This is a genomic window from Polaribacter litoreus (assembly GCF_054584775.1).
In genome coordinates, this window is the sequence record NZ_JBTLRD010000001.1 from 92,605 (window position 1) to 118,692 (window position 26,088).

General features: G+C 30.4%; 20 protein-coding genes. 8 read left to right on the forward strand and 12 right to left on the reverse strand.

The features are described 5' to 3' along the window. The first annotated feature begins 71 nt into the window (after window positions 1-71). Window positions 72-758 carry a GOLPH3/VPS74 family protein gene (locus tag ACW9UN_RS00410; protein ID WP_459483015.1) on the forward strand — a complete coding sequence of 229 codons (687 nt, stop codon included), beginning with the start codon at window positions 72-74 and terminating at the stop codon, window positions 756-758. Between the two features lie 30 nt (window positions 759-788). Here the strand turns inward: ACW9UN_RS00410 and ACW9UN_RS00415 are convergent, their stop codons facing one another. After that, window positions 789-1,484, reverse strand: coding sequence for a LytR/AlgR family response regulator transcription factor (locus tag ACW9UN_RS00415; RefSeq protein ID WP_459483016.1), 696 nt, complete (start codon window positions 1,482-1,484; stop codon window positions 789-791). Further along, window positions 1,484-2,218: a sensor histidine kinase gene (locus tag ACW9UN_RS00420; RefSeq protein ID WP_459483017.1), complete on the reverse strand. Its 735-nt coding sequence runs from the start codon at window positions 2,216-2,218 to the stop codon at window positions 1,484-1,486. The genes ACW9UN_RS00415 and ACW9UN_RS00420 overlap by 1 nt, the downstream gene beginning before the upstream one ends. A 268-nt stretch (window positions 2,219-2,486) precedes the next feature. Here ACW9UN_RS00420 and ACW9UN_RS00425 point away from each other — a divergent pair, with 268 nt between their 5' ends. Both ACW9UN_RS00425 and ACW9UN_RS00430 read left to right on the forward strand, forming a co-directional pair. Continuing rightward, window positions 2,487-3,374, forward strand: coding sequence for an ABC transporter ATP-binding protein (locus ACW9UN_RS00425; RefSeq protein WP_459483018.1), 888 nt, complete (start codon window positions 2,487-2,489; stop codon window positions 3,372-3,374). 2 nt (window positions 3,375-3,376) lie between these two features. Further along, window positions 3,377-6,670, forward strand: coding sequence for an ABC transporter permease/M1 family aminopeptidase (locus tag ACW9UN_RS00430; RefSeq protein WP_459483019.1), 3,294 nt, complete (start codon window positions 3,377-3,379; stop codon window positions 6,668-6,670). Between the two features lie 52 nt (window positions 6,671-6,722). Here ACW9UN_RS00430 and ACW9UN_RS00435 read toward each other — a convergent pair whose 3' ends face one another. Beyond that, entirely contained in the window at window positions 6,723-8,834 is a 2,112-nt protein-coding gene (locus tag ACW9UN_RS00435) for a helix-turn-helix domain-containing protein (protein ID WP_459483020.1), read from the reverse strand. Between the two features lie 235 nt (window positions 8,835-9,069). On the opposite strand from ACW9UN_RS00435, the gene ACW9UN_RS00440 reads away from it, so the two are divergent. The 4 genes from ACW9UN_RS00440 (at window position 9,070) to ACW9UN_RS00455 (ending at window position 12,289) form a co-directional block, all read left to right on the forward strand. After that, the gene (locus ACW9UN_RS00440; protein ID WP_459483021.1) at window positions 9,070-9,660 is read left to right on the forward strand and encodes an ankyrin repeat domain-containing protein; all 591 of its coding nucleotides are present in this window, start codon (window positions 9,070-9,072) and stop codon (window positions 9,658-9,660) included. Between the two features lie 423 nt (window positions 9,661-10,083). Beyond that, window positions 10,084-11,115, forward strand: coding sequence for a serine hydrolase domain-containing protein (locus ACW9UN_RS00445; RefSeq protein ID WP_459483022.1), 1,032 nt, complete (start codon window positions 10,084-10,086; stop codon window positions 11,113-11,115). A gap of 1 nt (window position 11,116) precedes the next feature. Continuing rightward, complete coding sequence (locus ACW9UN_RS00450; RefSeq protein ID WP_459483023.1) at window positions 11,117-11,983, forward strand: CPBP family intramembrane glutamic endopeptidase; 867 nt, start codon at window positions 11,117-11,119, stop codon at window positions 11,981-11,983. Window positions 11,984-12,139: 156 nt separating this feature from the next. Continuing rightward, complete coding sequence (locus ACW9UN_RS00455; protein WP_459483024.1) at window positions 12,140-12,289, forward strand: thioredoxin domain-containing protein; 150 nt, start codon at window positions 12,140-12,142, stop codon at window positions 12,287-12,289. Window positions 12,290-12,943: 654 nt separating this feature from the next. Here ACW9UN_RS00455 and ACW9UN_RS00460 read toward each other — a convergent pair. The 8 genes from ACW9UN_RS00460 to ACW9UN_RS00495 all read right to left on the reverse strand — a co-directional run bounded on the left by ACW9UN_RS00460 (window position 12,944) and on the right by ACW9UN_RS00495 (window position 23,658). After that, the gene (locus tag ACW9UN_RS00460) at window positions 12,944-13,111 is read right to left on the reverse strand and encodes a hypothetical protein (protein WP_459483025.1); all 168 of its coding nucleotides are present in this window, start codon (window positions 13,109-13,111) and stop codon (window positions 12,944-12,946) included. Window positions 13,112-13,114: 3 nt separating this feature from the next. After that, on the reverse strand, window positions 13,115-14,509 hold the full coding sequence (locus tag ACW9UN_RS00465) for a purine-cytosine permease family protein (RefSeq protein WP_459483026.1): 1,395 nt from the start codon (window positions 14,507-14,509) through the stop codon (window positions 13,115-13,117). Window positions 14,510-14,752: 243 nt separating this feature from the next. Further along, complete coding sequence (gene aldA, locus ACW9UN_RS00470) at window positions 14,753-16,192, reverse strand: aldehyde dehydrogenase (RefSeq protein WP_459483027.1); 1,440 nt, start codon at window positions 16,190-16,192, stop codon at window positions 14,753-14,755. An 88-nt stretch (window positions 16,193-16,280) separates the two neighbouring features. Next, window positions 16,281-17,429 (reverse strand): alpha-hydroxy acid oxidase, encoded by a 1,149-nt coding sequence (locus ACW9UN_RS00475; protein ID WP_459483028.1) that lies wholly within the window; start codon window positions 17,427-17,429, stop codon window positions 16,281-16,283. 11 nt (window positions 17,430-17,440) lie between these two features. After that, window positions 17,441-18,730, reverse strand: coding sequence for a class II aldolase/adducin family protein (locus ACW9UN_RS00480; protein WP_459483029.1), 1,290 nt, complete (start codon window positions 18,728-18,730; stop codon window positions 17,441-17,443). A gap of 55 nt (window positions 18,731-18,785) precedes the next feature. After that, the gene (locus ACW9UN_RS00485) at window positions 18,786-20,168 is read right to left on the reverse strand and encodes an FGGY-family carbohydrate kinase (protein ID WP_459483030.1); all 1,383 of its coding nucleotides are present in this window, start codon (window positions 20,166-20,168) and stop codon (window positions 18,786-18,788) included. Window positions 20,169-20,177: 9 nt separating this feature from the next. Then, window positions 20,178-21,458: a sugar isomerase gene (locus ACW9UN_RS00490; RefSeq protein WP_459483031.1), complete on the reverse strand. Its 1,281-nt coding sequence runs from the start codon at window positions 21,456-21,458 to the stop codon at window positions 20,178-20,180. A 94-nt stretch (window positions 21,459-21,552) separates the two neighbouring features. Next, entirely contained in the window at window positions 21,553-23,658 is a 2,106-nt protein-coding gene (locus ACW9UN_RS00495) for a bifunctional aldolase/short-chain dehydrogenase (RefSeq protein ID WP_459483032.1), read from the reverse strand. 308 nt (window positions 23,659-23,966) lie between these two features. Between ACW9UN_RS00495 and ACW9UN_RS00500 the strand changes: the two genes are divergently transcribed. Next, entirely contained in the window at window positions 23,967-25,007 is a 1,041-nt protein-coding gene (locus tag ACW9UN_RS00500; protein WP_459483033.1) for a GntR family transcriptional regulator, read from the forward strand. Here ACW9UN_RS00500 and ACW9UN_RS00505 read toward each other — a convergent pair. Next, window positions 25,004-26,044 (reverse strand): lactonase family protein, encoded by a 1,041-nt coding sequence (locus ACW9UN_RS00505; protein WP_459483034.1) that lies wholly within the window; start codon window positions 26,042-26,044, stop codon window positions 25,004-25,006. The two genes, ACW9UN_RS00500 and ACW9UN_RS00505, sit on opposite strands and share 4 nt — an antisense overlap. Window positions 26,045-26,088: the final 44 nt, after the last annotated feature.

The following is a 26,088-nucleotide window of genomic DNA, read 5'->3' on the forward strand; positions in this document are numbered from 1 at the left end:
ATAATTTAAAAAAAGGTTTAGGTGTAACATTTTTTAATTCTTGACTACTAATATAGTAAACAACTTAAGTTATGACTGATTTAAATTTGATAGATAAATACCTGCTACTAGCATTAGATGATGAAAAAGGAAAATTTAATTCAGGGCCTTTTGCATTAACCTATGGACTTTCTGGAGCAATATTTTTAGAACTTTCATTAAGAGAGTGTATCTCTATAGTTGACAAAAAAGTAGTTGTAAATAACGCTAAAAGAATTGATGATGCTTTTTTAAATACCTATTTAGATATTTTAAAAAATACAAATAAAGAACGCTCTCTAAAATATTGGATTCAAAAATTTGGAAACAAAGAGAGAGAAATTAGAAAAGATGCTCTGGATAAGTTAATAACTAAAGGGATATTATCAAAAAGAGAACAGAAATTTTTATGGGTATTTAACAATGATAAATTCCCAACCGTAAATGCAAAACCAGAAAATACTTTACGAAAAAGATTATATGAAATTGTAGAGCTTCATAAAAAACCTATTCTAGAGGAACTAATGCTAGTAAGTCTAATTAATACTTGCAATATGGATAGAATTGTTTATGGAAAAGAACGTTACAAGAAGTGCAAAAAGAATATTAAAGCTATTATTTCTGATACTGAAAACAATATGTTAAGTACTACTATTAAAGAAATTCATACACAAATTACAGCGATGATTGTTGTTATGATGTCAGCATCAATAGCAGCAACCACAGCTGCTAGCAGTTAATGTTTAAATGATATGTAAGCTAAAAGAATTTTAATTCAAAATCTTATGAAGATTGGCTTTATATAGTTTACCAATGGGAATGATATGATCTTGAATATGTATTCTATTTCCATCAATCTTATTGATATATTGTGTAGCAACAGCAAAAGATTTATGTACTTGTATAAAATCATTTGTTGGTAATGATTCTAAAATATCAGATATTTTATCTCTAATTGTAATGGTTTCAGTTTTTGTTATGATTTTTGTATAATTCCCAGAAGCTTCTACATACAAAATTGCATAAAGTTCTATTTGAATATGAGATTTATTCTGACGAAGAAAAATACGTTTTGTAGGAGTTTCACTTGCTTCAGGAATTGATTTTTTTACTTTGGTATTCGAAGCAACAACTTTGTTTACGGCTTTTAAAAACCGCTCAAAACGAAATGGTTTTAATAAATAATCGACAATATTTAATTCGTAACCATCGATGGCAAACTCACTATAAGCAGTAGTTACAATAACTTTTGGAGGATTTGTCAACGTCTTTAAAAAATCAAATCCTTTTAGTTTAGGCATATTTAAATCTAAAAAGATTAAGTCAACTTGATGCGTGTTTAGATACTCCAAAGCTTCTAAAGCGTTATAACAATTTTTCTGTAATTGCATATGAGGAAGCATTTCACAATATTCCATAATAATTTTATGGGCTATATGTTCATCATCTATAATTAAATATTTCATCATTTCAACTTTAAAGATAGTGTAACTTTATAAATAGTATTGTTTACATCCAAAGAAAGTGAATGTTTCTTTGGATAGACCAAGGCTAACCTTCGTTTCAAGTTTTTTAAACCAATGCCTTTATGATTTGATGTTTGTTGTATTTCAAAATTATTTTCAATTACAAATTGAACTTCATTATTACTTTCTGAAAAATCAATATGAATGAATGCATCTTTTTCTAAATTCTCTAAACCGTGCTTAAATGCGTTTTCTAATAGAATGATAAAAAGCAAAGGCATCACTTTAGCATCAGGGTTTTCGATATTATGATTGAATTGTACATCCGACTTTTTGTGATAGCGAATTTCTTGAAGCTCTATATAATTTTGTAAATAATCCAATTCGTTTTTAAGGGTTACCCAATCTTTTTCGCCTTCATAAATACTATAGCGCATCATATCCGAAAGCTTAAGCACCATTTCTCTCTCTTTGGAATTCTTCTCCATCATTCCATATAAATTGTTCAATGTATTGAAGAAAAAATGTGGGTTTACCTGACTTTTTAAATGCAGTAATTCTGTTTTTTCTTTTTCGTTTCTTAACTTAAATATTGATTTAATTTGTTTAAAAATCCAATAAGCAATCGTAATAAATACGATAATAAAGTAGAATGCAATAAATTCTGCAAATCCTTCTAATTTTCCAAAAGTGTCATTAAATACAATAATAATGACACCTATAATTACAAGCATTATTTTAAATAATCGCTTCATAATTTTCTTTCTATTTTCTGATATTTTCATCTTCATCTGCCAATATTACTTAAATAAACTTTGGCCAACAAATTAGTTGATAAACAATAGTTAAGTAGTGATAAATAGCTGTTTAATAGTGATAAAGTTCGTTTATATCCTTTAAAAGTGTTTGTGTCACAGCTAGTTTGGAGTGTATCCCAGATTCTTTTTCTTCCTAATAATAGTGGATAGGTTTGCATATCTAATCAATTAAAAAACAAATACTATGGAACTCGTTATTGACAATTTATCAAAAACATATGCTAATGGAGTTAAAGCACTTCAAAATATTTCTTTAGATATTCCTACTGGAATGTTTGGTTTATTAGGGCCAAATGGGGCAGGAAAATCTACATTAATGAGAACCATTGCAACTTTACAAGAAGCAGATCAAGGTTCCATAAAATTAGGTGATATAAATGTATTACAACAAAAAAATGAGTTAAGACAAGTCTTAGGGTATTTGCCTCAGCAATTTGGCTTGTATCCAAAAATATCTACTGAAGTATTACTAAATCATTTTGCAGTATTAAAAGGTGTCATCAATAAAAAGGAACGTCAAGAATTGGTAAAAGCACTTTTGCATAAAACCAATTTGTATGATGTCAGAAAACAAAATTTAAAAGGGTTTTCTGGCGGAATGAAACAACGTTTTGGAATTGCTCAAGCGTTACTGAATAATCCAAAACTACTAATTGTTGATGAACCAACTGCAGGATTAGATCCTGTAGAACGAAACCGCTTTTACAATCTATTGAGCGAATTAGGTGAAAATACGGTAGTTATTTTATCTACACATATTGTTGACGATGTCAAAGAACTTTGTACAAATATGGCAATCATCAATAAAGGGCAAGTTTGTTTAAAAGGAAAGCCTCTAGAGATTTTAGAAAGTTTAAAGGGTAAAGTATATCAAAAAACAATTGAAAAATCAGAATTAAACGTATACAAAGAAAACTTTCAGGTGATCAGTGAACGGTTATTTCTAGGAAAACCCACCATTCATATAGTAAGTGATACGAATCCTGGAGAGGGTTTTACAGCCATTAATGCAGAATTAGAGGATGTATATTTCTCAGAAATTTTCAATGTTACGAACGCTAAATCTATTTAATTATGTGGTATGAAATTTTTAAGTTCGAAATCCGATATCGAATTAAACGACCAGACACCTATGTGTTCTTCTTATTTATATTTCTGTTTTCAATTATTGGTGTAGATTTTGTTTTTCAAGGTTCAGAAATGGGACTTTTGAAAAGAAATTCACCTATAGTGATAGCCAAAACCATGGGAGCTATTACTGGTTTATGTATGATTTTGGCTTCAATGATTATGGGAGTTTCTGTGTTGCGCGATTTTGAGTACGAGATAGAGTCATTACTATTTTCTACACCTATCAAAAAAAGAGATTATTTAATTGGTCGATTTTTAGGAGCATTTACTGTTTTGCTGTTTGTATTTACAGGAATTATTTTGGGTATGATGTTGGGTGAATTTATGCCCTGGATTAGTCCAGATGAGCAACTGGCTTTTAATGCATTTGTTTATATAAAGACCTTTCTAATGGTAACGTTACCAACCTTGTTTTTTGGTGCAGCATTGTTTTTTGTAACAGGAGCTTTAACTAGAAATTTAGTAGTGGTTTATACTCAGGGTGTTATTTTGTTTGTGGTGTTTTTGTTAACCAAAGCAATTACTAATGATTTCTGGCAAGCTATTTTTGATCCATTTTCATTAACAACAACAAGTTATATTACAAAATCTTGGTCGGTCTTAGAAAAAAGCACTCAAGGACTTCCATTTATTGGTGCATTGTTATATAACAAATTATTTTGGGTTGTTTTAGGAGTAATCGCATTAATCTATGGGTATAAAAAATTCAATTTTAATCTGGTTAAAGAAAAGAAATCAAAGAGAAAGCATGTTCAAAAATTAGTAGCTAAAAGTGCCAATAAAAATACTGATATAGAAATCCCTAAAGCTAAAAAACAATATGGTTTACCATCTAAATGGACACAATTAAAAGAGTTTTCGTGGTTTTATTTTATAAGTATTTGCAAGCAACCATCATTTTGGGGAATTGTTATTTGCGGAATGATAATCATCTTAGTCAATTCTGTAAATCTTGGAACAGTATATGGTGTTGATAGTTATCCTGCAACCTATTTTATAGTTGAGGAACTTCAAGAAACGTCTTATTTTTTCTTTATCATCATCCTTGTATTTTACTCAGGAGAATTGGTTTGGAAAGAAAGAGGTGTAAAGCTCAATTTAATTTATGATGCTACACCTATGTCAAGTTTTGTAAGGTTAGCTGGTAAATTTATTGGATTAAATTTAATATATGTAGTGTTAATGCTTGCTTTAATTAGTTCAGGGATAGTATTCCAAACGCTAAGTGGCTATTATAATTACGAATTCCAAGTCTATTTTAATGGATTCTTTTTAGAAATTCTACCCCTATTATCCATTTTTACTTGTTTGGCATTTTTCATACAATCTTTGGTGAATAATAAGTTTGTAGGGATCATTTTGGTGATTGTATTTAGTATTGTCAATGTAGCTATTGCTGTATTGGGGTTTGATCATGATTTACACTTTTTTGGAGGAAGTTCTTTAGGCGCTTATTCAGATATGAATGGTTATGGGCATTTTTTACAACCCTATTTAATCATCAAATTGTATTGGTTTCTTTTCGGAATTCTATTTTTAATTATAGGGTCTTTGATTTCTGTTAGAGGAAATGAAACAAATTTAATAAAACGAATAAAAATTGCTAAGTATAAGTTTAGCAGACCGCTTATAAAATTTACTGACATCATTTTTTTTGCTTTTATCATAATTGGAGGGTTTATATTTTACAATACGAATATTTTAAATGAATATTGGAGCAATTCTGAAGCTACTGAATTCAGAGTAGCTTATGAAAAAGAATTGAAACAATTTGAATACATAGCGCAACCAAAAATAGTTGACGTAAACCTACAATTAGAGCTGTATCCTTCCAAACGAGATTACACAGTAGAAGGATATTATATGTTAAAAAACACATCAATTGAAAACATAAAAGCCATCCATATTCAAAAACTTTTGGAAGAGAATGTTACTATAGACAGTATCTCTTTCGAAGGTGGTTTTACGAGGAATAATCAATACAAAAAGTTTGATTATTCAATTTTCAACCTAAAGAGCGCTTTACAACCTGGTGATTCTGTAAAAATGTATTTTAAGCAAAGTTTTACAACCAAAGGCTTTGAGCAAGGAAATTCTAATAGCAATATTGTTTACAATGGTACATTTTTCAATAACGAACAGTTTCCAACATTGGGTTACAATAAAAAATATGAACTTCAAGATGAAGATGAACGAAGAGAGCATAATTTATCAAAGAGATCTAGAAAAGCGAACATAGATGACCCTAAAGAATTAGTGAATGCGAGATCTGGTGGTGATTCTGATGGGATTCATTTTGAAATGATTATTGGTACATCCAAAGATCAAACAGCCTTGGTTCCTGGAGATTTATTGAGAAAATGGACAGCTAATAATCGTAATTATTTTCATTATAAGACAAATGCACCAATTATTAATTTTTACGCCATAGTTTCTGCAGATTATGAAATTAAAAAAGACAAATGGATGACAAGCAATAAGGAGATCACTGAACCTGTTGACCTTGAAATTTATTATCAAAAAGGACATGAGTATAACATCGATAGAATGATGAGATCTATGAAAGCGTCATTAGATTATTACAGTAACAACTTTAGTCGGTATCAATACCAACAACTACGTATTATGGAGTTTCCACGTTATGCAACTTTTGCACAATCGTTTCCTGGAACGATTCCATTTTCAGAATCTATTGGATTTGTGCTAGATATAGATGACGAAAAAGACGTAGATATGGCTTTTTATGTGACTGCACATGAAGTAGCACACCAATGGTTTGCAATGCAAGTTGAAGCTGCGAATGTGCAAGGACAATTGATGATTTTAGAAACCTTATCTCAATATGCAGCAATGATGGTTTTAAAGCAACATTATTCCGAAGAAAAAGTGCAACAGTTTTTAGCGCTTCAAATGGATAAATATAAAGAAGGTATACAAAAAGAAAGTAAAGAAGAACCCGCTCTTGCTCTCGTAGAAAATCAAGATTATGTCTATTATGCAAAAGGAGCAATCAATATGTATGAACTTCAAAAAAGGATAGGAGAAAAGAATGTGAATTTAGCATTAAAACGATTTCTTGAAGATTGGAACACAACAAACGGAAAACTTAAAATGCAGACTGATAGATATGCTACAAGTCAAGACTTACTTGGATATTTCACAGAGGTTACACCAGCTTCACTTCAGTATGTAGTTACTGATTTATTTGAAAAAGTTATACCTATTAAAAAGCTGTAATCAACGAAATTTTTTCAATAAAACTGATATAACACGATTTCAATCCAATAAGTTATATCAGTTCTTGTTCTTTTAAAGATTTTTTTAAACGGTTATGATTTTCCCAAAAGCTCTCTTTTATTTTTTGAAAAACTTCATCATATCTAGGATGGGTAGAAAGAGATTTAACTAATGGGTCTTCTTCAAGAAACAATAAAATCCAATATTGGAAACCATCTTGTAAACTAAATTTATTGTAAGCTTCTATAGCTTTATCTGGTTTTTTTTCATAAAGATAAAGCATAGCTAAACTTGCCTCTCTGTAAATTGACTCATCTTTTTCTAAGTAGTCTTTATATTTATTATAGTATTTTTCAGCTTTGTCAGAAAATCCTGATTTTTTATAGGTGTAGGCAATTTTTATGTTCTCTGCAGGATACAGATCAATTTTATTAGAAGAAAGTATATGAATATATTTCTCGTAATAAACCAATGCATTTTCGTAATTCTCTTGAAAATAATACGTTTTGGCTAATTCTTGAGTGATATCAGCACGAGTAGTATCTTTTCGCCATTCAATAAACATTTTTTTTCTCAAGGAATTTAAATCTTTGTCATTAGCATAATCTACAAAGTTTTTTAAGTAAGTAGAATATTGATTTTTAGGATTATATTTCAAAGATTCTTCAATATATTTTGAAGCTTCTTTAGCAAAACCATTTTGCACTAATGCATTACTCAAGTTTAGATAGATAAAGCTTTTAGATATGCTATCGTTAGCTTCTACATTCAATTTTATTCCTTTTAATGCATACGTAAGATACTTGTTTGTATCTGGAACAACTCTAGCATAGATATCAGATAAAATTAGTACCACAGAAGAAGCATTTGGGTTGTAATCTAGTGCTTTTTCTAGGTAAGGTATTGCTAATCTAAATTCGTTTGCGTTTATATAATATAGCGCCTTTGCAATCAGAGACAATTCAGAGGTAGAGTCATACAACAAGGAATTGTCTGCATATTCATTTAATTTGTCTAAATATTTCTTTTCAATTTTATTGACGTCTAAATAATAGTAACAAATTGCAATCTGAGCATGGGCATTAGCGAATTTTGAATCTTCTTCTATCGCTTTTTCAAAATTCAGTATGGCCTTATTTAGTCCTGCTTCACTTCGCTCATTTTGATTTTCTAATCCTTTTAAATAATAATCATAAGCCAATATATTTTCTGTTGGATTTTTATTTATTTGTTGCAATTCTGCTGGAGTTACTTTTGCTTTTATAGCTTCTGCAATTTTTTTGGCAACCGTATTTTGCAGTGAAAATACATCAACAACCTTATTATTATATTGTTGTGCCCAAATTGGCATGTCATTAGAAGCATCAATTAATTGAATATTTAGTAAAACTTGATCTCCAATGCGTTGTCCACTTCCTTCCAACAAAAATCCAACATTCAATTCTTCAGCAATTTCATTTACAGTTTTATCCGTTTTTCTATATTTTTCTACGGATGTTCTACTAATTACTCTTAAATCTTCAATTTTTTGTAAGTTGTTAAGCGTAGATTCCATTAGGCCACTTACGAAATATAAGTTTGTAGAATCACTACTCATATTTTTAAAAGGCAAAACAGCTATAGACTTTTTAAAATTGTTAGAACTAACTTCTGAATTGCGACTACTATTTTGAATAAATAGGTAAGAAACAACAGCAATAATTAAAAAAGTAGCCAAAGCAACTTGTAAACTATATTTTTTTAAAAAGCTTGTTTTATCCTCTTCAACAAAAACTTCTTCTTTAATATATTCTGGTTCAATTTGTGGTTCAATTTTAGGGTCTTCAATAACTTCTTTTCTGGATTCTCCAGGAGAAAATCCATAATGTTCTCTAAAACATTTTGTGAAATAAGAATTATTACTAAAGCCAACTTGATAAGAAATTTCAGAAACAGTGAGTTCTGTTTCTTTGAGCAATTCCATCCCTTTTTGAAGACGTATTTGACGGATAAATTGACTTGCACTTAGTTCTGTCTGCTTTTTTATTTTTCTAAGCAAATTTGAACGACTCATATTCATGAGATCTGCCAACTCTGAAACTCCAAATTGTTCATTAGAGATATTCTCTAAAATAAACGCTTCAGCTTGTTCAATAAATTTTCCTTTGTAAGAGCTATTAGACATGTTGTTTGTGCTATATCAAATGTATCAATTTTTATTTAAACCAAAACTGTATAAATTTTAAAGTTTTTTAATGAATATATGTTGTTTGCATCATAATTTATAGATCTGCGTCATAATTTTTAACCTGTCATCAAACTTTATACTCAAGGCTACATAAGGGTTATCAGCAAGGTTTGTTCTTGTTGCATCTTTGTATCAACAAAAATAAAGTTATTAATCATTACAAATTTAAATTATGAAAACACTTCAAATTATTTTAATCAGAATAACGCTACAAATAGTATTCTTAACACTATTATTAACTTCTTGTACACAATCTGATAAAAAAACAAACTCAGCAAGCAATACTGAAACAACAAAAAGTGTAAGCAAACCAAGTATAGATATTCATGCTGCTGTACTTACAGGAAATCTAGAAGCAGTAAAACAACATATTGAAGCAGGAACTGATATTAATCAAAAAGAAGCAATGTCTGGTTCTACACCTTTAATGTCTGCAGCTACATTTAATAAAACTGAAATCGCAAAAGCTTTGATTAATGCTGACGCAGATTTAACAATAAAAAATAATGATGGAGGTACAGCTTTACATACTGCTGCATTTTTTGGACGTATTGAAATTGTACAATTATTAATTGATGCAAAAGCAGATAAAACTGTTCGAAATAATTTTGGAGCTACACCTAGAGAAATAGTTATGACTGATTTCGCTCAAATGAAACCTATTTACGAAATGCTTATTCAGCAATTAAAACCAATGGGTTTTACATTAGATCTTGATGAATTGCAAAAAGCAAGACCTGTTGTTGCCATGATGTTACAATAAACACAACATAAGATGACAACAGAAAGAAGCTATAATATTGATTGCCTAAGAGTAATAGCCATAAGTTTATTATTAATTTATTACATAGCCATTATTTTTTCAACCTTGGGCATTATTTATAGGCTTTATAAAAAGTGAAGAAGCTTTAGAAGGTCTTTGGAAACCAATGACGATGTTAAATGTTTGGAGAATTCCGCTGTTATTTTTTGTATCAGGAATGGGACTATATTTTGCAATGAAGAAAAGAAATTGGAAGCAATTGTTACTAGAAAGAGGTAAAAGAATTCTGTTGCCTTTTGTTTGCGATTACGCCTTTGCATATGTATATTTTTCAGAATCATTATAATATGTTTTTAAGCTATTTTGCAGACAGAATACAGTAAATGGAACTCATATAATTAAGATAATCAAAAATAGAATTTCATGAAGAAAAAACAAACAAAACTAATGATTAGAGTTACATTACTAGTAGGAACTATCGTCTCGATGTTTTTTGTTCCATGGATTTTGGTTAAAGCATGGATACTTCCCTTACCAGATTCTGTTCAAGGTCAATTAAAAGAAGCTTTAGATTATAATTTTGAGGGTATGATTGTTTACATTGATAAAGCAGGTCAAGCTCCTCAAAGTTTTGCTTCAGGTTGGCATAATCGAGAGTTCAATATACCAGCCAAACCAAATGCTTTATTTAAAATAGCCAGCATAAGCAAACTATATGATGCAGTTGCTGTTACTAAATTGGTAAGTCAGGGACGTCTTTCTTTGGATAAAACTTTAGCAGAATATTTACCAGAACTGACAGGAGAAATCGAAAATGCAGATAAAATTACGTTAAGATTGATGATTCAGCATAAAAGTGGTATTCCCAATTTTACAGATACTCCAAAATTTTGGGAAAATCCAATAAGAACTTACGAAGAAAATCTTGCTTTAATAAAAGGTAAACCTGCCAATTTTGAACCAGGTGAAGATTATGAATATTGTAATACAAATTATTTATTGACCAATAAAATAATGGATAATGAATTAGGTTATGACAATTTTCAATTTATTAAGGAAGAAATTTTAAATCCTTTAGGTTTAAAAAACACGTTTAGTTCGCTTAAAGAAGTAAATATCGATAGCGTAATGAGTGGCTATCATATTGGATACGCTCATGATATAAAAACCAACGATTATGGAATGCATGCCACAGCAGAAGATGTAGGTGTTTTTGTTAGAGCATTAAATGATGGTTATTTATTTAATGATGGAGAACAAGAAATATATTCCTCTATTTACCAATATGAACATTCTGGATGGGTTCCTGGTTACCAAAGTTTTGCAAAATACTATAAAAATATTGATGCTGTAATTATTGCATTTTATAACACAACCGATCCTAAATTATATAACTGGAATTTATCAGAAATTATCAATAAAAGAATTTTTAAAATAGTAAAAAAGCAAAAATAGCATGAAAACACAAATTCAAGAAAGATCCATAGAAAGAAATACAACTTGGAATACGATCTTTATATTCTTGACCATTGTAACAGTTTTAAGTTCTGTATTCTATTATGCTATTGTTAATTTATATCCTTCAAGAATATATATTGGAGGTTTAATGTGGTCTCCAGCTCTAGCAACAATAATTACTTTAAAAATAAAAGGTCGTAAGATTTCATCTTTACATTGGAATTTGGGCAAATGGAAATATATTAGATGGTCTTATTTCATTCCAGCTTTATATAGCATCATCACCTATATATTAATATGGATTTTTGGTTTAGGAAAGCTGGTTAATAAAGAAATAATTATTGACTGGGCTAAAGAAATTGGTTTGACAGGAATAGGAACATTAAGAGCAACATCTTCGGTAATTATTGCTATTCTATTACTTGGAACTGTTGAAGTAATCAGAGCGTCAGCAACTACACTAGGGGAAGAAATTGGATGGAGAGGTTTCTTTATTTATGAACTGAAAAAAGTACTTTCTTTTACAGGTGTTTCCATTTTTAGTGGAGCAATTTGGGCTACTTGGCATTGGCCATTGCTAGTTTACTATAGTAACAATGTCTTATTAGAATTTACAACCTTCACTATCGTAATTGTTTCTATGTCATTTATCATGACATACTACACTTTCAAATCTAAAAGCTTATGGCCTGCTGTAATTTTTCATGCTGTGAGCAATGTATATATTCAGAAAATACTACCTCCGTTAACAACAGAAATTGAAGTAACCAAACATTGGCTTGGTGAAAACGGAATTATGTTTGCAATTGTTACCTGTGTTTTTGGAATTTACTTTTGGAAAAAAGGATTGCAGGAACATTTATAAACCAACTTACTTATTAGATTTTATGGCTTGGTAATTTTAATTTTCCAATGTATCAATCTGTAAAAAAATATCATCATATTTTTTACAGGTAAATGCTGTTCACCTTATCAAATTATGAAACGTAAAGCTTTTGCTGATGATGAAGTTAAGTAAGCTATGGATGCAAAAGTTATATCATTAGAGATAAATATTGATGAACCTAAAAATGAAGAAATCGTTAAACAATATAACATTAAAGTTACACCAACAACAATTTTTATGAACCCTAAAAGAAAAGTAATTGATTATGCTGTTGGAAAAGTTTAGAAGATGAAATTCCTTGAAATGCTTGAAAAACAGAATGGTTTTAAGTAAATGTGTTATACTTCTATTGCGTAAAAGTAGGAGCAAAGAGGAGGTGATTTTGTTATTTTTTTTTAAAATCATCGTTTAAAAATCTTCTTGTCTCATAACAGTATAAAATTGAAATTTAATACAAAATTCAGCATTGCTTAAATATTAATTTTTTGAAATTTATACAATTTATTAGACAATGCTATACTTTAAAAACAAGTTTTGATTCCTTTTCATTCGTCTTTCCTTGATCAATACTTTAAAAAATTAAAGATTTAAGAAATAACTTTTAATTTGTTTTTTTATTCTCTTTTTTTTGCCTTTGGTAAGTTCAAAAGGAAGTGTAGCTATTAAGAATAATATTCTAAAAAAATCTCTTATTTTTTTAAATAAAGACATTTTATAAATTTATTTTTTCTTAAACTTTAAGGTAAACGCTAAAAAGTATTATTTTATAAAATATGCAAAGTCCTACAAAAGATAATTTTTTTTAGTCTTGCAGTTTTTAGAATTTTAATATCATTAACCAGTTTAAATTAAACGTTTTCTCTTGTAAAATTAAAAATAAACTAAACTAATAGTTTTGGATGTTTTTTTCCTTTTTAGTTAACTTTATATAGTTTAGTATTATTTTTCTTTCATCCAAAAAGGTGTAACTAGAAACCATATAATTGTACCTATTAACATTGAAATTTTTACTTTAGTTGCATCAAATATACCTAAAAACAAAAATAGACTAGCTAACAGTATTAAAACACCTATTGATAAAGCACTTATTAATTTTAGTATTTTCATAATCTAAACTTTTTGAAGTTTCATAATAATCACATATAATAAACTGGAAGCGATCCAACAAGGTATTACTGCATAAGCAGGAAATAAATCTTTCACAAAAATAAAGTACAAACCTAAGGTTACTGGAAGTAACCAAGCTAGTAAAACAGCTATATTAAAGCCAGACTTTTTTTCATCTGCATAATCTTGAGTAAAACTCATTTTTTTAGCTAGATAATGGTTCACAAAAATTACTCCTCCCATTGGTCCTAAAATGGTGCCATATAAACCTACAAAATCTAGTAGTTTACCAGAAAGTGAAGGAAAAATACCAGCAGCTGTAGCCACTATACCAGCTAAAATTACACCTGAGTAAGCTTTAGCATTTGAGGGGAATAAACTTTGAAAAGCAAGACCCGCTCTATAGATTGTCGGATTCGCAGTCGTCCAGCCAGCCACAACAACGCAAATAATACCTGTCCAACCTACGGCACTCCAAGCTAAAGCACCTGGATTTGCAGAAATATCACCTGTTAACTTAATTTGAGCTGCTAACATAAATGAAGCACAAATCCAAGCCATATAATGGCCTAAAAACATTCCTACAGAAGGTCCCCATCCTGCTCGACTATCTTTTGCAAAGCGCATAATTGATAAATCAGCCATTCCAAAATGCATTGCAGCATTACATAACCAAGAAAAGATTACAATTTTCCAAAAACCAAAGTCTAATTTTCCACTGGTAGTTTGTACCACACTAACACCTTTATCCCATTCCATTAATAAACTTTCCCAAGAGTTCACTTCCATCTGGGTTAAAGCAGATAAACCACAAGCAGCAAAAACAACAATCATCCAAGGTGCAGCAATATTGGCAAACTTAGAAACCGTATTGTAACCAGCAGCAGCAACAATTGTCATTACCATACCTACGATAACAACAATCGTTGAGAAAGCAGGAGAACTTAAACCAAAAATATTTTTAGGAACTGAAAAATTAATGTCAAAAGGGATACCTACAGCGCTAGCAGAAACAGTTATCATTGCTCCAGCTAAAAAACAAAAAAGTACTCCGTTTACAACATTATACACTTTTACTAAATGTTTACCTGCAATTTTTTCTAATTGATAATATAAAGTTAGTTTACTTGATACAGCTATAGGAGCTACCAAGTATCTCCATGTAAGTATTGCAAGTATATTACCAATAAATAATCCTAGTAATAGGTCTTTTAAACTAGCTCCTGCTGCCAAAAATAAAGGACCAATCATAAATTCAGTTCCAGCAGCATGCTCTCCTGCATACATCCCAATAAAACTTTTCCAGTTTTTTAATTTTGATTTAGGAACAGGAGTTCTTTCAAACTCTCCACCAGAATTATCATTAATAATTAATTCTTCTATTTGATTTTCAGCCATAATTGTATGCTTATTTATATTTGAGATTTATAAATATTAGTATTTATGAAATTTACAAAAGACTAATATAATTAGGTTAATTTTTCGAATGTATAATGTCGGTAGTTATTTTGTATCCTGCACTATACCGATTTAAAAATGTAGCCCATCAAAAAATGTTAATGCTTCACAATTTTTACAACAACAAAGGCAGTTATTAAAAATACTGCCTTTGTTGTAAATTATAACCTATTTAATTTTTGGTTAATAGTATTTTGCATAAATTACTTTTGTATGTAAATATTCTTCCATACCATGCTTACCGTCTGCACCACCTACACCAGATTTTTTCCATCCTGCATGAAAACCTTGTATAGCTTCAAAATGCTCTCTATTTACATAGGTTTCACCAAAGTGTAGCCCATTAGTGGCTTTCATAATATTGTTAAAATTTTCTGAGAAAATAGAAGATGTTAGTCCAAATTCTGTATCGTTAGACATTGCAATTGCTTCGTCTAGAGTATTGAATTTCATTACAGGTAAAACAGGACCGAAAACTTCTTCTTGTATAATCTGACTATCTTGTTTACAGTTGGTTAAAATGGTTGGTTCGTAGAAATATCCGCGATTAAATTGTTCAGGACGTTTACCACCAACTAAAACTTCAGCGCCTTCTTTTTTAGCGAATTCAACCATTTCAGTAATTTTATCTAACTGAGATTGAGACACCAAACTACTCATATCTGCATTTATACCAGTTAATGCGTTTTCTATGGTAACTTTACTCATTTTTTTGGTAAGCTTGTCTACAAATTCATCGTAAATACTATCTTCTACATACACTCTTTCTGCACAGTTACACACCTGCCCGCTAAAAATAACTTTTGAAGCCACTACAGAGTTAATTGCCAAATCTAAATTAGCATCTGCACAAACAATTGCTGGTGCTTTACCACCTAACTCTAAAGATACTTTAGTAATGTTTTCTGCTGCTGCACTAATTACTTTTTGGCCAGCGCCAACACTACCTGTTAAACTAATAATACCTGTAATTGGACTTTTAGATAACGCATTACCAACGGTTCTACCAGCACCACAAACAAAATTTAATACTCCTCTTGGTAAATCAATTTTTTGAATGAAGTCTGCAAACTCCATAATAGTATTTGGCGCCTCAGAACTTGGTTTAATCACACAAGTATTTCCTGTAATTAAAGATGCTGCAACTTTACGTGCCATTACAAAAAACGGGAAGTTCCACGGACAAATACCTACTGCAACCCCAATAGGAACTTTATGTAAATAAATATGTTCTTTTTCTCTATCGCTTTGTATAATTTCTCCTTCAATTCTTCTTGCCCAACCAGCATTATAATCAAAATAATCTGCGGTAACATCTATTTCTACTTGTGCCAAACCAATTACTTTGGCTTGCTCTTTAGACAATGTTTCTGCTAGAAAAACTCTGTTTTCTCTAATTACATCTGCCATTTTATGTAAAAATGCAGCTCTTTGTATTGCTGGTAAAGCTTCCCAAGCTGGTTGAGCTGCTTGAGCAGCTTCTAGAGCATTATTAGCATCTTCTACAGTACCTGTAGATATTGTACTAATTACCTCTTCTGTACAAGGATTTAAAATTTCAATAACAGATGTTGCTTTAGAGTCTATGAACGATCCGTTGATGTATTGTTTATAATGTTTCATTTGTTTTGTTGATGATGTATTATATAGAATCCACTACTGTGGCTCTTTTTTTAATAGATAAAATATTTATGGTTGTAAAACGGTTTATTTAACTAATTAAGTGGTTTGGGAAGTCAGATGTTTTCTCACAGCAAAGTTGTTCCATAACCTGTTGCAGTTCTGTTTTTAGTAACGAAATGGTGTGATCTCCGCCTTTATTACCTAATGCAGCTACTCCATACATAAATGAACGTCCCATAAATGTAAATTTTGCACCACTAGCCATGGCTCTTGCTACATCTGGCCCAGAACGAATACCACTATCCATCATCACTTCAATCTGATCTCCATATTTTTCTGCTATTGTAGCTAAGGGTTTTATGGTAGATTGTCCAGCATCTAATTGACGGCCTCCATGGTTTGATACAATAATTCCGTCTAAACCCAATTTAATGGCTTGTTCTGCATCATATTCTGAGGCTACGCCTTTTAGCACCAATTTACCTTTCCACATATCTCTAATTGGTTTAATTTTATCTTCATTTAATCTGCCAGAAAATGTTTGGTCCATAAATTTACCCAATTGTTTTAAATCTAAATTTTTAGGCATGTAAGGTATTAAATTCGCAAAATTAGGAATACCATGCTTTAGCGTTTGTAAGCTCCAATGAGGTCTTCCAAAAGCTTGTAAAATATTAGTAATATTCATTTTTGGTGGCATAGCCAAACCATTTCTAATATCTCTTGGTCTAAATCCAAAACTAGGTACATCACACAAAATTACCAAAACTGGGCATTCTGCTGCTGCTGCTCTGTTGATAATATCATCTCTTAGTTTATCTTCTGTGGGATGATATAATTGAAACCACGCTTTACCTTCTGTTAATTCTGCGGCTCTTTCTATACTAGTGGTTGTAACTGTACTTAGTATGAAAGGGATATTATGTTGAAATGCTGCTTTGGCTAAAATTTCTGGAGAATTTGGCCACATTAATCCTTGTAAACCTACAGGAGCTATTCCAAAAGGCGCATCGTATTCTAAACCAAATAAATTGGTTTTTGTTGATGACCCATAATGTTTGCGCAAATAATTAGGCTTTAGTTGAACATCTCTTAACTCTGATGTGTTTCTTATTAAATTTACATCTTCATTGCAGCCTCCATCTAAATATTCAAATGCAAACTTTGGTATTTTTTGTTGTGCTCGTTTTCGTAAGTCATCAACTGAAGGATATCTAGTATCAAAAGATATAGCCATATGTATTTATGTTATGATAAGAATTTCTTTCTTAAATCGTCTACTTGTTCATCATTAATTGGCACCATTTCTCCAAGAGAATGTCCTAAAACTATAGATTTTGCGCTAAATTCCGCTACTTCTAAATAATCAAAAGTTTGCAGTAATTTATCACCAGTAATAATTACAGAGTCGTTTTCTATGATTAATGCGGTTGGGCAGTTTTCTACAATTTCGGAGTTGTTATTTTCTCTAAAGTGATGACCGTATTTTACGAAGTTAATGTCTTGTAAAAAGATCCAACTTTCTGGAATGGTTCTAACATTTAAATACTCTCCTGTAACACCAAATGCCATTAAATAAGGAGATTGAGTCATAATTATAGAATTTACTTCTGGATTTTTATTGTAAATTTCTTGGTGAATCCAAGCAGCTCTACTTGGTGTTTTACCAGCTTCTCTATGACCATCTTTGATTTGTACAATATCGTCTAATTGAATATCCCAGCGATTTTTATTTGTTGGTGTAATTAAGAAATCATTTTCATTCCAACGCATAGAAACTGTTCCGTAGGAACTTATCATTAAACCTTGTTCGCAAGAACGTTTAATAATATTACAAATTTCTAATCTTTTTTCTGTTTCATCTGGAGGATAAACCGTGCTTTCCATTTCAGGTAATACACCTCTGGCTTGGGCTTCAAACTGATCGATTTGGTGGTCTGTTAAATAGTTTGGTTTTCCTATTTGAGAACCGTATAATATTGTACTTGCACAAAATTCTAAGGCTTCAAATCTTTCATAGGCGTCTGTTAAATCACTACCACCTAAAACGGTTCCATGATTTTCCATAATTATTGCTTTGAATCCTTTTTTAAATTCGTCTGCAATTACTTCTCCCAAATCTTCACTTCCAGGTAGTCTGTACTTTGCGTAACCTATTGGGCCACAAATGTGTTTGGCTTGTGATATGATATTGGTGTTTGGTATTTGACGAACAATACTAAATGAAACTAGAGCAGGTGGGTGTGCATGAATTACAGATTTTATATCTGGCCTTGCTTCATAGATTGCTTTATGAAACGGAAATTCTGATGAAGGTTTATGTTTTCCTATTACAGTACCGTCTTTTTTTACGCAAATAATATCTGACGCTCTTAACGAACCTTTATCAATTGCAGATGGAGTAACCCAAATATCTCCATTATCATCAATGATGGAAATGTTACCTCCAGAAGTGGTGGTCATACCTCTTTTGTAAATTCTACTTATAACTTCTGTAATTTGATCTCTGGGGTGTATTAATTTAATGTTTTTTGACATTTTTTCTAATGTTTAAAATAGATTTATTTAAAATCTGAATCTCCTACTTTCAATTTTATTTATAACCACTTATTACAAATGGAACATGTTTTTTTAATGCGTAATTTTTTTTCAGAAACTTAGAGTTTAATTTTGTATCTGAAATGGCTATAGCAGCGCCTAATGCAGAACCTAAAGATGCTTTTGTTGTTCTTAACTTCATACCTTTTAGATAGTATGATAACAATTTTATATACACTTCATTATCGGTAAAACCGCCATCAACATATAAACGGTCTATAGCTCTCATATCTGCAATTCTTCTTATACTTTTTACTTGTAATTGTACCAGTTCTATCATTAAATGATGGTAAGCATGAGAAAAATCGTTATACATGTAACTTGTTTTTTCTGGCATATCATCAGTTGAAAAAGATTCCCACTTAAAAGATGGTTTAAAGTGTTGTATGATTTCGCAATACACATCATAATTAAAATGTATTGTTTTATGATACTCTTTATCAACATTAAATTTATCTGACAGTTTATTTACTTGAATTTTATATTCATTTCCTAAAAACAATCTTGAAGATTTTACTGGTTTTCCATTAATACGCATGTAATTAATACAACCTGATGTTACATCATCTTTTGTTAGAGGTGTATCTACAAAAGGGTTAAGTGCAATACTCCAAGTACCTGTTGATACTAATACAAATGGTTTATTTACACTTCTAACATAAGGCAACAATGCTGAAGAACTATCATGTATGCCAACACCTATTTTAATTCGTTTGCCATTATAATTAATGTTTAAGCTAGTTTCTGTAGATACTAGTGGAGGTAAAATGTTATGAATTTCTTCTTTATAAACCCAATCTTGATAATCTTTAGTTTCGTAATTCCATAAAGCAGTATGGCAACCAATACTTGTATATTCGCTTAAAGCTACTCCAGAAAAAATATAGCTTAGGTATTGAGGCAAGTGCAAAGAATATTTAATTTTTTGAAATACTTCTGGTTTTTTATACTTTAACCAATATAACTGGATTCCTGAATTTAACATTCCAGATTTAGATGAACCACTGGTTCTTGTTAATTCTAATTCGGGTCCGTATTTTTTATAAAAATCATCAACTATATCTTTATCAATTTCTTTTGTATAATTGTAAAGAGGTGTTAATATATTGCCATGCTCATCTAGGTGAACAAAACTGGCACCATAGGTTGAAAAATTGATTGCTTTTACTGAAAATTTATCTGACTTTAGTATTTTATGAAAAACATCTTTTAACCAATTTTGGAGTGCATGAATATTTTCTGTTGGATGACCATCTTCGTCTTCTATTTCTTTAAATGACGTGTACTCTTTGTACACTTCTTTAAAGTCTTTATCAAACAGAAAAAACTTTTTGTTGGTTTTTCCGATATCAAAAACAGCTGTTACTTTTTGTTTCATAGCTTTTTTTTAAAGTCCTGTAGCTACAGTATTCTTTCCTCTTTCTTTAATTAATTGTTCTCTAATACCTAAAGATCTATAAGCATTAATAGGACTAATTACTCCACCAGTATTTAATCTTGCTTTTTCTAACAATGGTCTTACATCTGTTCTGTAAGCTCCTTGTAAAATTTCTTGACATTTTACAACATCGTTTTCTAATTGAGCAGTTTTTAATGCTTTTTGGTCGATTAATAGCGCTTTAGCATAAGCTTCTTGAATTGCCTCTAAAGACTGAATTAAATCTTCTAATGGATCTTTTACGTTATGACTTGCATCAATCATCCAAGCTAAATCTGGGTTTTGAGGGTTGTTTTCCATACCATACACCAATTCATTAAAGATTAAAAATAAAGCGTAAGGTTTAATACTACCTACAGTTAAATCGTCATCACCATATTTGCTATCGTTAAAGTGAAAACCACCTAATTTTCCTTTTAATTGTAAAATAGATACAATTTGCTCTATATTAGAATTAGGTAAATGATGGCCTAAATCTACTAAAGTATAAGCTTTATCTCCACAACCATTGGCTAACATTAGAGAAGCACCCCAATCTTGAATAACAGTACTATAGAAATTTGGCTCATAAGGTTTGTATTCTACTAACATTTTCCAATCGTCTGGTAAACCTTTGTAAATATCAATTAAACTATCTTGCGTGTTTTGAAAAGCAGTTTGAAAATTATTTTGACCAGGAAAACAAGATCCGTCTGCTAACCAAACTGTTAATGCTTTAGATCCTAATTTGTCACCAATTTTAATGACATCTAAATTATGCTGAATAGCTTGTTCTCTAACTGCTTTGCTTACGTTACTTAAAGAACCGTATTTATATGTTTCTGCAGCATCTTTTTGATCTTGAAAAGTATTCGAATTTACAGCATCAAATTTAATATGTAAAGCATCTGCTTTTTGTTTGATGGCATCGTAATCAGAAGGAATATCCCAAGGAATATGTAAAGATACTGCACCCGCAGTTTGTGTTAAACTATGTAAAACACCAACATCTTCTATTTTTTGTTCTAAGTTTGATGGTTCTCCATAAAATCCAAAACGCCCAAAACGCGTACCACCTGCACCTAAAGCCCAACTTGGTATAGCTACTTGAAAATCTGCCAGTTTTGACACGATACTGCCAACATCTTTTCCTTGATTGGTTAATTTATTCGATAAAAAATCGAAATTTTCGTTGTGATCTTTTACACCTTTTTGGTTGTAATCAGAGATTTCTGCTTGATTAATTTTCATTCTTATATAACGTTATTAATTAAGTAAGACTTCTATAAAATTTATGAAAGTTATATAGAAGTCTTAATCTTAATTCAAATTTAATATTGTTTAATTATCTAACAAATGCGTTGGCCATACCTCCATCAACATTAATAATATTTCCTGTTGATTTATCTAATATACCTACTAACGAGAAAACACCTTTTGCAATGTCGTCTGGTGTTATGATTTCGTTTAGCAGGTTTCTCTTAGCATAAAAAGCTGGTAATTCTTCTACGGTAATTCCGTTTGCTTTTGCTCTACCTTCTGCCCAAGCACCTTCCCAAATTTTACTTCCTACAATAACGCCATCTGGGTTTACTGTATTTACTCTTACTTTATCTTTTGCTAATTCAGCCGCTAATAAACGAACCATGTGCTGTTGCGCTGCTTTTGCTGTTCCGTAAGCTACATTATTTGGTCCAGCAACCAATCCATTTTTACTTGCAATTGCAATATAATCTCCTCCTAAACCTTGCTTACGAACTATAAGAGCAAATTGTTTTGCTAAATCAAACTGACCTTTTACTAAAATATTTTGTAAAATGTTCCAATCTTTATCTGTTGTCTCTGTTAATGGTTTAGAAATTGCCAAGCCTGCACTGTGTACAATCATATCTACACCACCAAACTCTATAATTGCTTTTTTATAGGCACTTGCAATAGAATCTGTAATAGTAACATCACAAACAGCGTATGAAGATACATCTCTTGCATAAGTTTTATTTGCTTCAATTAAAGCTTCTTCATTAATATCTGTAAGTACAACATTTGCACCTTCTGCAGCTAACTTATCTGCAATTGCTTTACCAATTCCGCCACCAGCTCCAGTTACTAAAGCTACTTTTCTAGATAATGGTTTTTCTTTTGGCATACGTTGTAATTTAGCCTCTTCTAGCAACCAATATTCAATATCAAAAGCTTCTTGCCTTGGCAAAGAAGTATATTCTGTAATAGCTTCTGCACCACGCATTACATTAATTGCATTGATGTAGAACTCACTTGCAACTCTTGTTGTTTGCTTATTTTTGGCAAAACTAAACATACCAACTCCTGGATAGATAATAATAACAGGGTTTGCATCTCTAATTGCAGGGCTATTTTCTTTTTTACAGGTATTATAGTAATCTACATATTCTTGACGATACGCTTCAAATGCGGGTTCTAATTTTGACAAAATAGCTTCAGAATCAGATAAATCTTCATTTTTATCTAAACTTAAAACTAAAGGTTGAATTTTAGTTCTTAAGAAATGATCTGGACAAGAAGTTCCCATAGGCGCTAATCTTTCTAAATCATTACTATTTATATATTGCATTACAACATCAGTATCAGAAAAATGACCTATCATTCTATTTTCTGAAGAACACAAACCTCTTAATAAAGGCATAATTTGAGCAGCTTTGTTTAAACGCTCCTCTTTTGGTAAACTTTCAACTTTTTGACCACCAAAAACATCACCTTGTTCTTTTAATTTTTTTTCTATGAATTCAGAAGCCATTTCAATTACTTCTAAACTATTTATATAACATTCGTAAGAGGTGTCTCCCCAAGTAAATAAACCATGACTCCCTAAAACAATACCTCTAATTCCTGGATTATCTGCTAAACATTTTTCTAATTGCAAACCTAAATCGAAACCTGGTTTTTGCCAAGGCACCCAACCCATAGTGTCTCCCCAAATTTCTTTGGTAACTTTTTCGCTGTCTTTAGCTGCGGCAACTGCAATTAAAGCATCAGGATGTAAATGATCTATATGTTTAAAAGGTAATAAACCGTGTAAAGGCGTATCAATAGAAGGAGCTTTGCTATTTAAATCATAAATACAATGATTAAATAAACCTACCATTCTATCTTCATCATGTAAACCTTGATAAACATTTTTTAAATCACGAAGTCGTCCTGTATACAAACCTGCAATTCCAGATCTTGTTAAAGTACCAATATCACCACCAGAACCTTTTACCCACATTACTTCTACATCTTCATTTGTTAACGGGTCTTTTTCTATGGTTTTACAACTTGTATTACCTCCACCATAGTTGGTAATTCTTAAATCTGCACCCAAAATATTTGAGCGGTATAAAAATAATTCTACTTGATTATCTCCTAATGATATTGCTTTTTCTTCGTCCCATAGATAATCGACGTATTTAAAACTTTTTGTAATTTCTTTCATTATTGTCTTTAGTGATAAGTTTATAACCCAAAAATATACGTGAAATTGTACTTTTCTATCCTGTACTATTATGGTATAGAATAAAATTATTTTAAAAGAGTGCTTGGTCTTTAGAATTGAAAGAAAATATTAACATAAATATATAAGTTTTGTTTTGCTTTGACATTATAAAAGCTTAAAAAATCGATTTTTAAAAAAACTAAAGTTAGCTAAAAAGTTCTTTTTATTAGTTATTGGTTTTATCTTACCTTTTGCTACATTTGATTTCTGGAATAAATAAACAAAACAGAAAACAATAGATTATGGAAATGATGAAACTTATTACTATTGATGAAAATTCAAGGGTGCCTAAATATCAGCAGATTATAGATTCTATTATTCATAATATTTCACAAGGCAACCTTGTTATGGATCAAAAAATACCATCTATTAACATGTTTAGTGAAGAGTTTTATTTATCTAGAGATACTGTAGAAAAAGCTTACAGTATATTAAAAGAGCGTAAAGTTATTACCTCTATAAGAGGTAAGGGGTTTTATATATCTAGAACTAAATTAATTTCTAAAGTAAATATTTTATTTTTGGTAAATAAGTTAAGTTCTTATAAATTAAGGACATATAATCATTTTATAGATAAAGTTGGTGCAAATTCTTATACAGATTTAGATATATATCATTGTGATGAAACTCTTTTTTTAAACTTATTAGAGAAAAATAAAGCAGCCTACGATTACTATGTTATTATGCCGCATTTTAAAACTGAAAATTCTAAACACATTAGTTTGCCTGAGAAAGTTTTAAAAGCATTGCAAAAAATTCCTAATGATAAATTGATAATATTAGATAATGTTAAAGAGAATATAGGAGACGGATTAACCCAGATATATCAAGATTTTGAAAATGATATATACCATGCATTAAATTTAGGAATAGAAAAAATTAAAAAATACAAAAAAATTATTTTAGCCTATCCTGATAAAGCTGTATATCCATATCCTAGGCGAATACTTCATGGATTTAGAAAGTTTTGTATAGAGCACAATTTAGATTTTGAAATACTGGACAAAATCTATGATGATATGATTTTAATAAAAGGCGACTTGTTTATAACTATTGAAGAATCTGACTTGGTAAACTTAGTAAAACAAGCCAGAGAAGATGAATTTAAGTTAGGAGCCGACATTGGAGTGATCTCGTATAACGATACTCCTTTAAAAGAACTTTTAGGTATTACTGTTATTTCTACCGATTTTAAAGTAATGGGAGAAACTGCTGCAGAAATGATTTTACACAAAACAAAAGGTAAGGTAAAAGTTCCCTTTAATTTTATTGATAGAGAATCTCTTTAGTAACTTTTCATCTGAATACTTGAAGGGCTGTTTACTTTAATTTCATTTGGTAATTTCATTAATTTGCCTGTTTTTGCATTTCTTTTAAAAATGGTAATATTATTGGTAAATTGATTTGCAACCAATAAAAAACTACTATCAGGTGAAATTGCAAAATTTCTAGGATGATTTCCTCCTGTATTTACATGTTCTATAAGTTGTAATTTTCCATTATTTTTATTGATAGAAAACACAGCAATACTATCCTCTTTTGGCCCTCTATTTGAGGCATATAAGTAATTTCCATCTGCAGAAATATGGATATCTGCTGCCCTATATATTTCTTGTTCTTCTTGATAAGATTGATAATCTTCAATAAAATTCAACCTACCTTTATCGTATAAGTATAAATCAATTTTACCACTTAATTCATTAATTCCATAACCATATAATCCGTTTGGATGAAATGTAAAATGTCTTGGTCCACTACCTAATTTTGTTTTGATTGGTTGTTGATTTAATAAGCTATCATTTGAGTTGTTGAAAATAAATTTTCTTATTTTATCTGCACCTAAATCGTGAACATATAGATGCTTGTTATCAGGAGAGAAATTTGATGAATGTATATGTGAAGCTTCTTGGCGACTTTTATTAATACTACTATCTTTAAATTGTAAAACTTGTTTTGCTAAACCTAAACTACCATCATTTTTTATTTTAAAAAGGCTTAAACTACCATCAGAATAATTTGAATTTACAAGATAACTGCCTGTTTTATCAATTTCTAAATGGGCAGGGTTTAATCCTCCACAATCTTGCATATTTAACAACTCTATTTTAGAATTTATTGCGTCCACTTTAAAAGCAGCAATTTTACCATTGTGTTTCATTTGGCTATCTACAACAGAATACAAGTAATTACCATCTTTAGAGATTTTTAAAAAAGACGTATTTGTAATATTGTTAAGTGTAAATGTTAATTTTGTTTCTGCAGTTTCTGTATTAAACTCATATACATGAATACCTTCACCATGTTTTTTATCGGTAAAGCTACCCACAAAAAGTAAGGTTTTAGTTTCAGTTTTAAAATTTTTACATCCAA

What these genes read in the sequence shown, in the direction of transcription:
- ACW9UN_RS00425 (WP_459483018.1), top strand. Translation starts at nt 2,487, where the DNA reads ATGGAACTCGTTATTGACAATTTATCAAAAACATATGCTAATGGAGTT.
- aldA (WP_459483027.1), bottom strand. Translation starts at nt 16,192, where the DNA reads ATGAAACATTATAAACAATACATCAACGGATCGTTCATAGACTCTAAA.
- ACW9UN_RS00415 (WP_459483016.1), bottom strand. Translation starts at nt 1,484, where the DNA reads ATGAAATATTTAATTATAGATGATGAACATATAGCCCATAAAATTATT.
- ACW9UN_RS00480 (WP_459483029.1), bottom strand. Translation starts at nt 18,730, where the DNA reads ATGTCAAAAAACATTAAATTAATACACCCCAGAGATCAAATTACAGAA.
- ACW9UN_RS00445 (WP_459483022.1), top strand. Translation starts at nt 10,084, where the DNA reads ATGAAGAAAAAACAAACAAAACTAATGATTAGAGTTACATTACTAGTA.
- ACW9UN_RS00460 (WP_459483025.1), bottom strand. Translation starts at nt 13,111, where the DNA reads ATGAAAATACTAAAATTAATAAGTGCTTTATCAATAGGTGTTTTAATA.
- ACW9UN_RS00420 (WP_459483017.1), bottom strand. Translation starts at nt 2,218, where the DNA reads ATGCTTGTAATTATAGGTGTCATTATTATTGTATTTAATGACACTTTT.
- ACW9UN_RS00440 (WP_459483021.1), top strand. Translation starts at nt 9,070, where the DNA reads ATGAAAACACTTCAAATTATTTTAATCAGAATAACGCTACAAATAGTA.
- ACW9UN_RS00500 (WP_459483033.1), top strand. Translation starts at nt 23,967, where the DNA reads ATGATGAAACTTATTACTATTGATGAAAATTCAAGGGTGCCTAAATAT.
- ACW9UN_RS00455 (WP_459483024.1), top strand. Translation starts at nt 12,140, where the DNA reads ATGGATGCAAAAGTTATATCATTAGAGATAAATATTGATGAACCTAAA.
- ACW9UN_RS00495 (WP_459483032.1), bottom strand. Translation starts at nt 23,658, where the DNA reads ATGAAAGAAATTACAAAAAGTTTTAAATACGTCGATTATCTATGGGAC.
- ACW9UN_RS00435 (WP_459483020.1), bottom strand. Translation starts at nt 8,834, where the DNA reads ATGTCTAATAGCTCTTACAAAGGAAAATTTATTGAACAAGCTGAAGCG.
- ACW9UN_RS00465 (WP_459483026.1), bottom strand. Translation starts at nt 14,509, where the DNA reads ATGGCTGAAAATCAAATAGAAGAATTAATTATTAATGATAATTCTGGT.
- ACW9UN_RS00485 (WP_459483030.1), bottom strand. Translation starts at nt 20,168, where the DNA reads ATGAAACAAAAAGTAACAGCTGTTTTTGATATCGGAAAAACCAACAAA.
- ACW9UN_RS00410 (WP_459483015.1), top strand. Translation starts at nt 72, where the DNA reads ATGACTGATTTAAATTTGATAGATAAATACCTGCTACTAGCATTAGAT.
- ACW9UN_RS00430 (WP_459483019.1), top strand. Translation starts at nt 3,377, where the DNA reads ATGTGGTATGAAATTTTTAAGTTCGAAATCCGATATCGAATTAAACGA.
- ACW9UN_RS00490 (WP_459483031.1), bottom strand. Translation starts at nt 21,458, where the DNA reads ATGAAAATTAATCAAGCAGAAATCTCTGATTACAACCAAAAAGGTGTA.
- ACW9UN_RS00475 (WP_459483028.1), bottom strand. Translation starts at nt 17,429, where the DNA reads ATGGCTATATCTTTTGATACTAGATATCCTTCAGTTGATGACTTACGA.
- ACW9UN_RS00450 (WP_459483023.1), top strand. Translation starts at nt 11,117, where the DNA reads ATGAAAACACAAATTCAAGAAAGATCCATAGAAAGAAATACAACTTGG.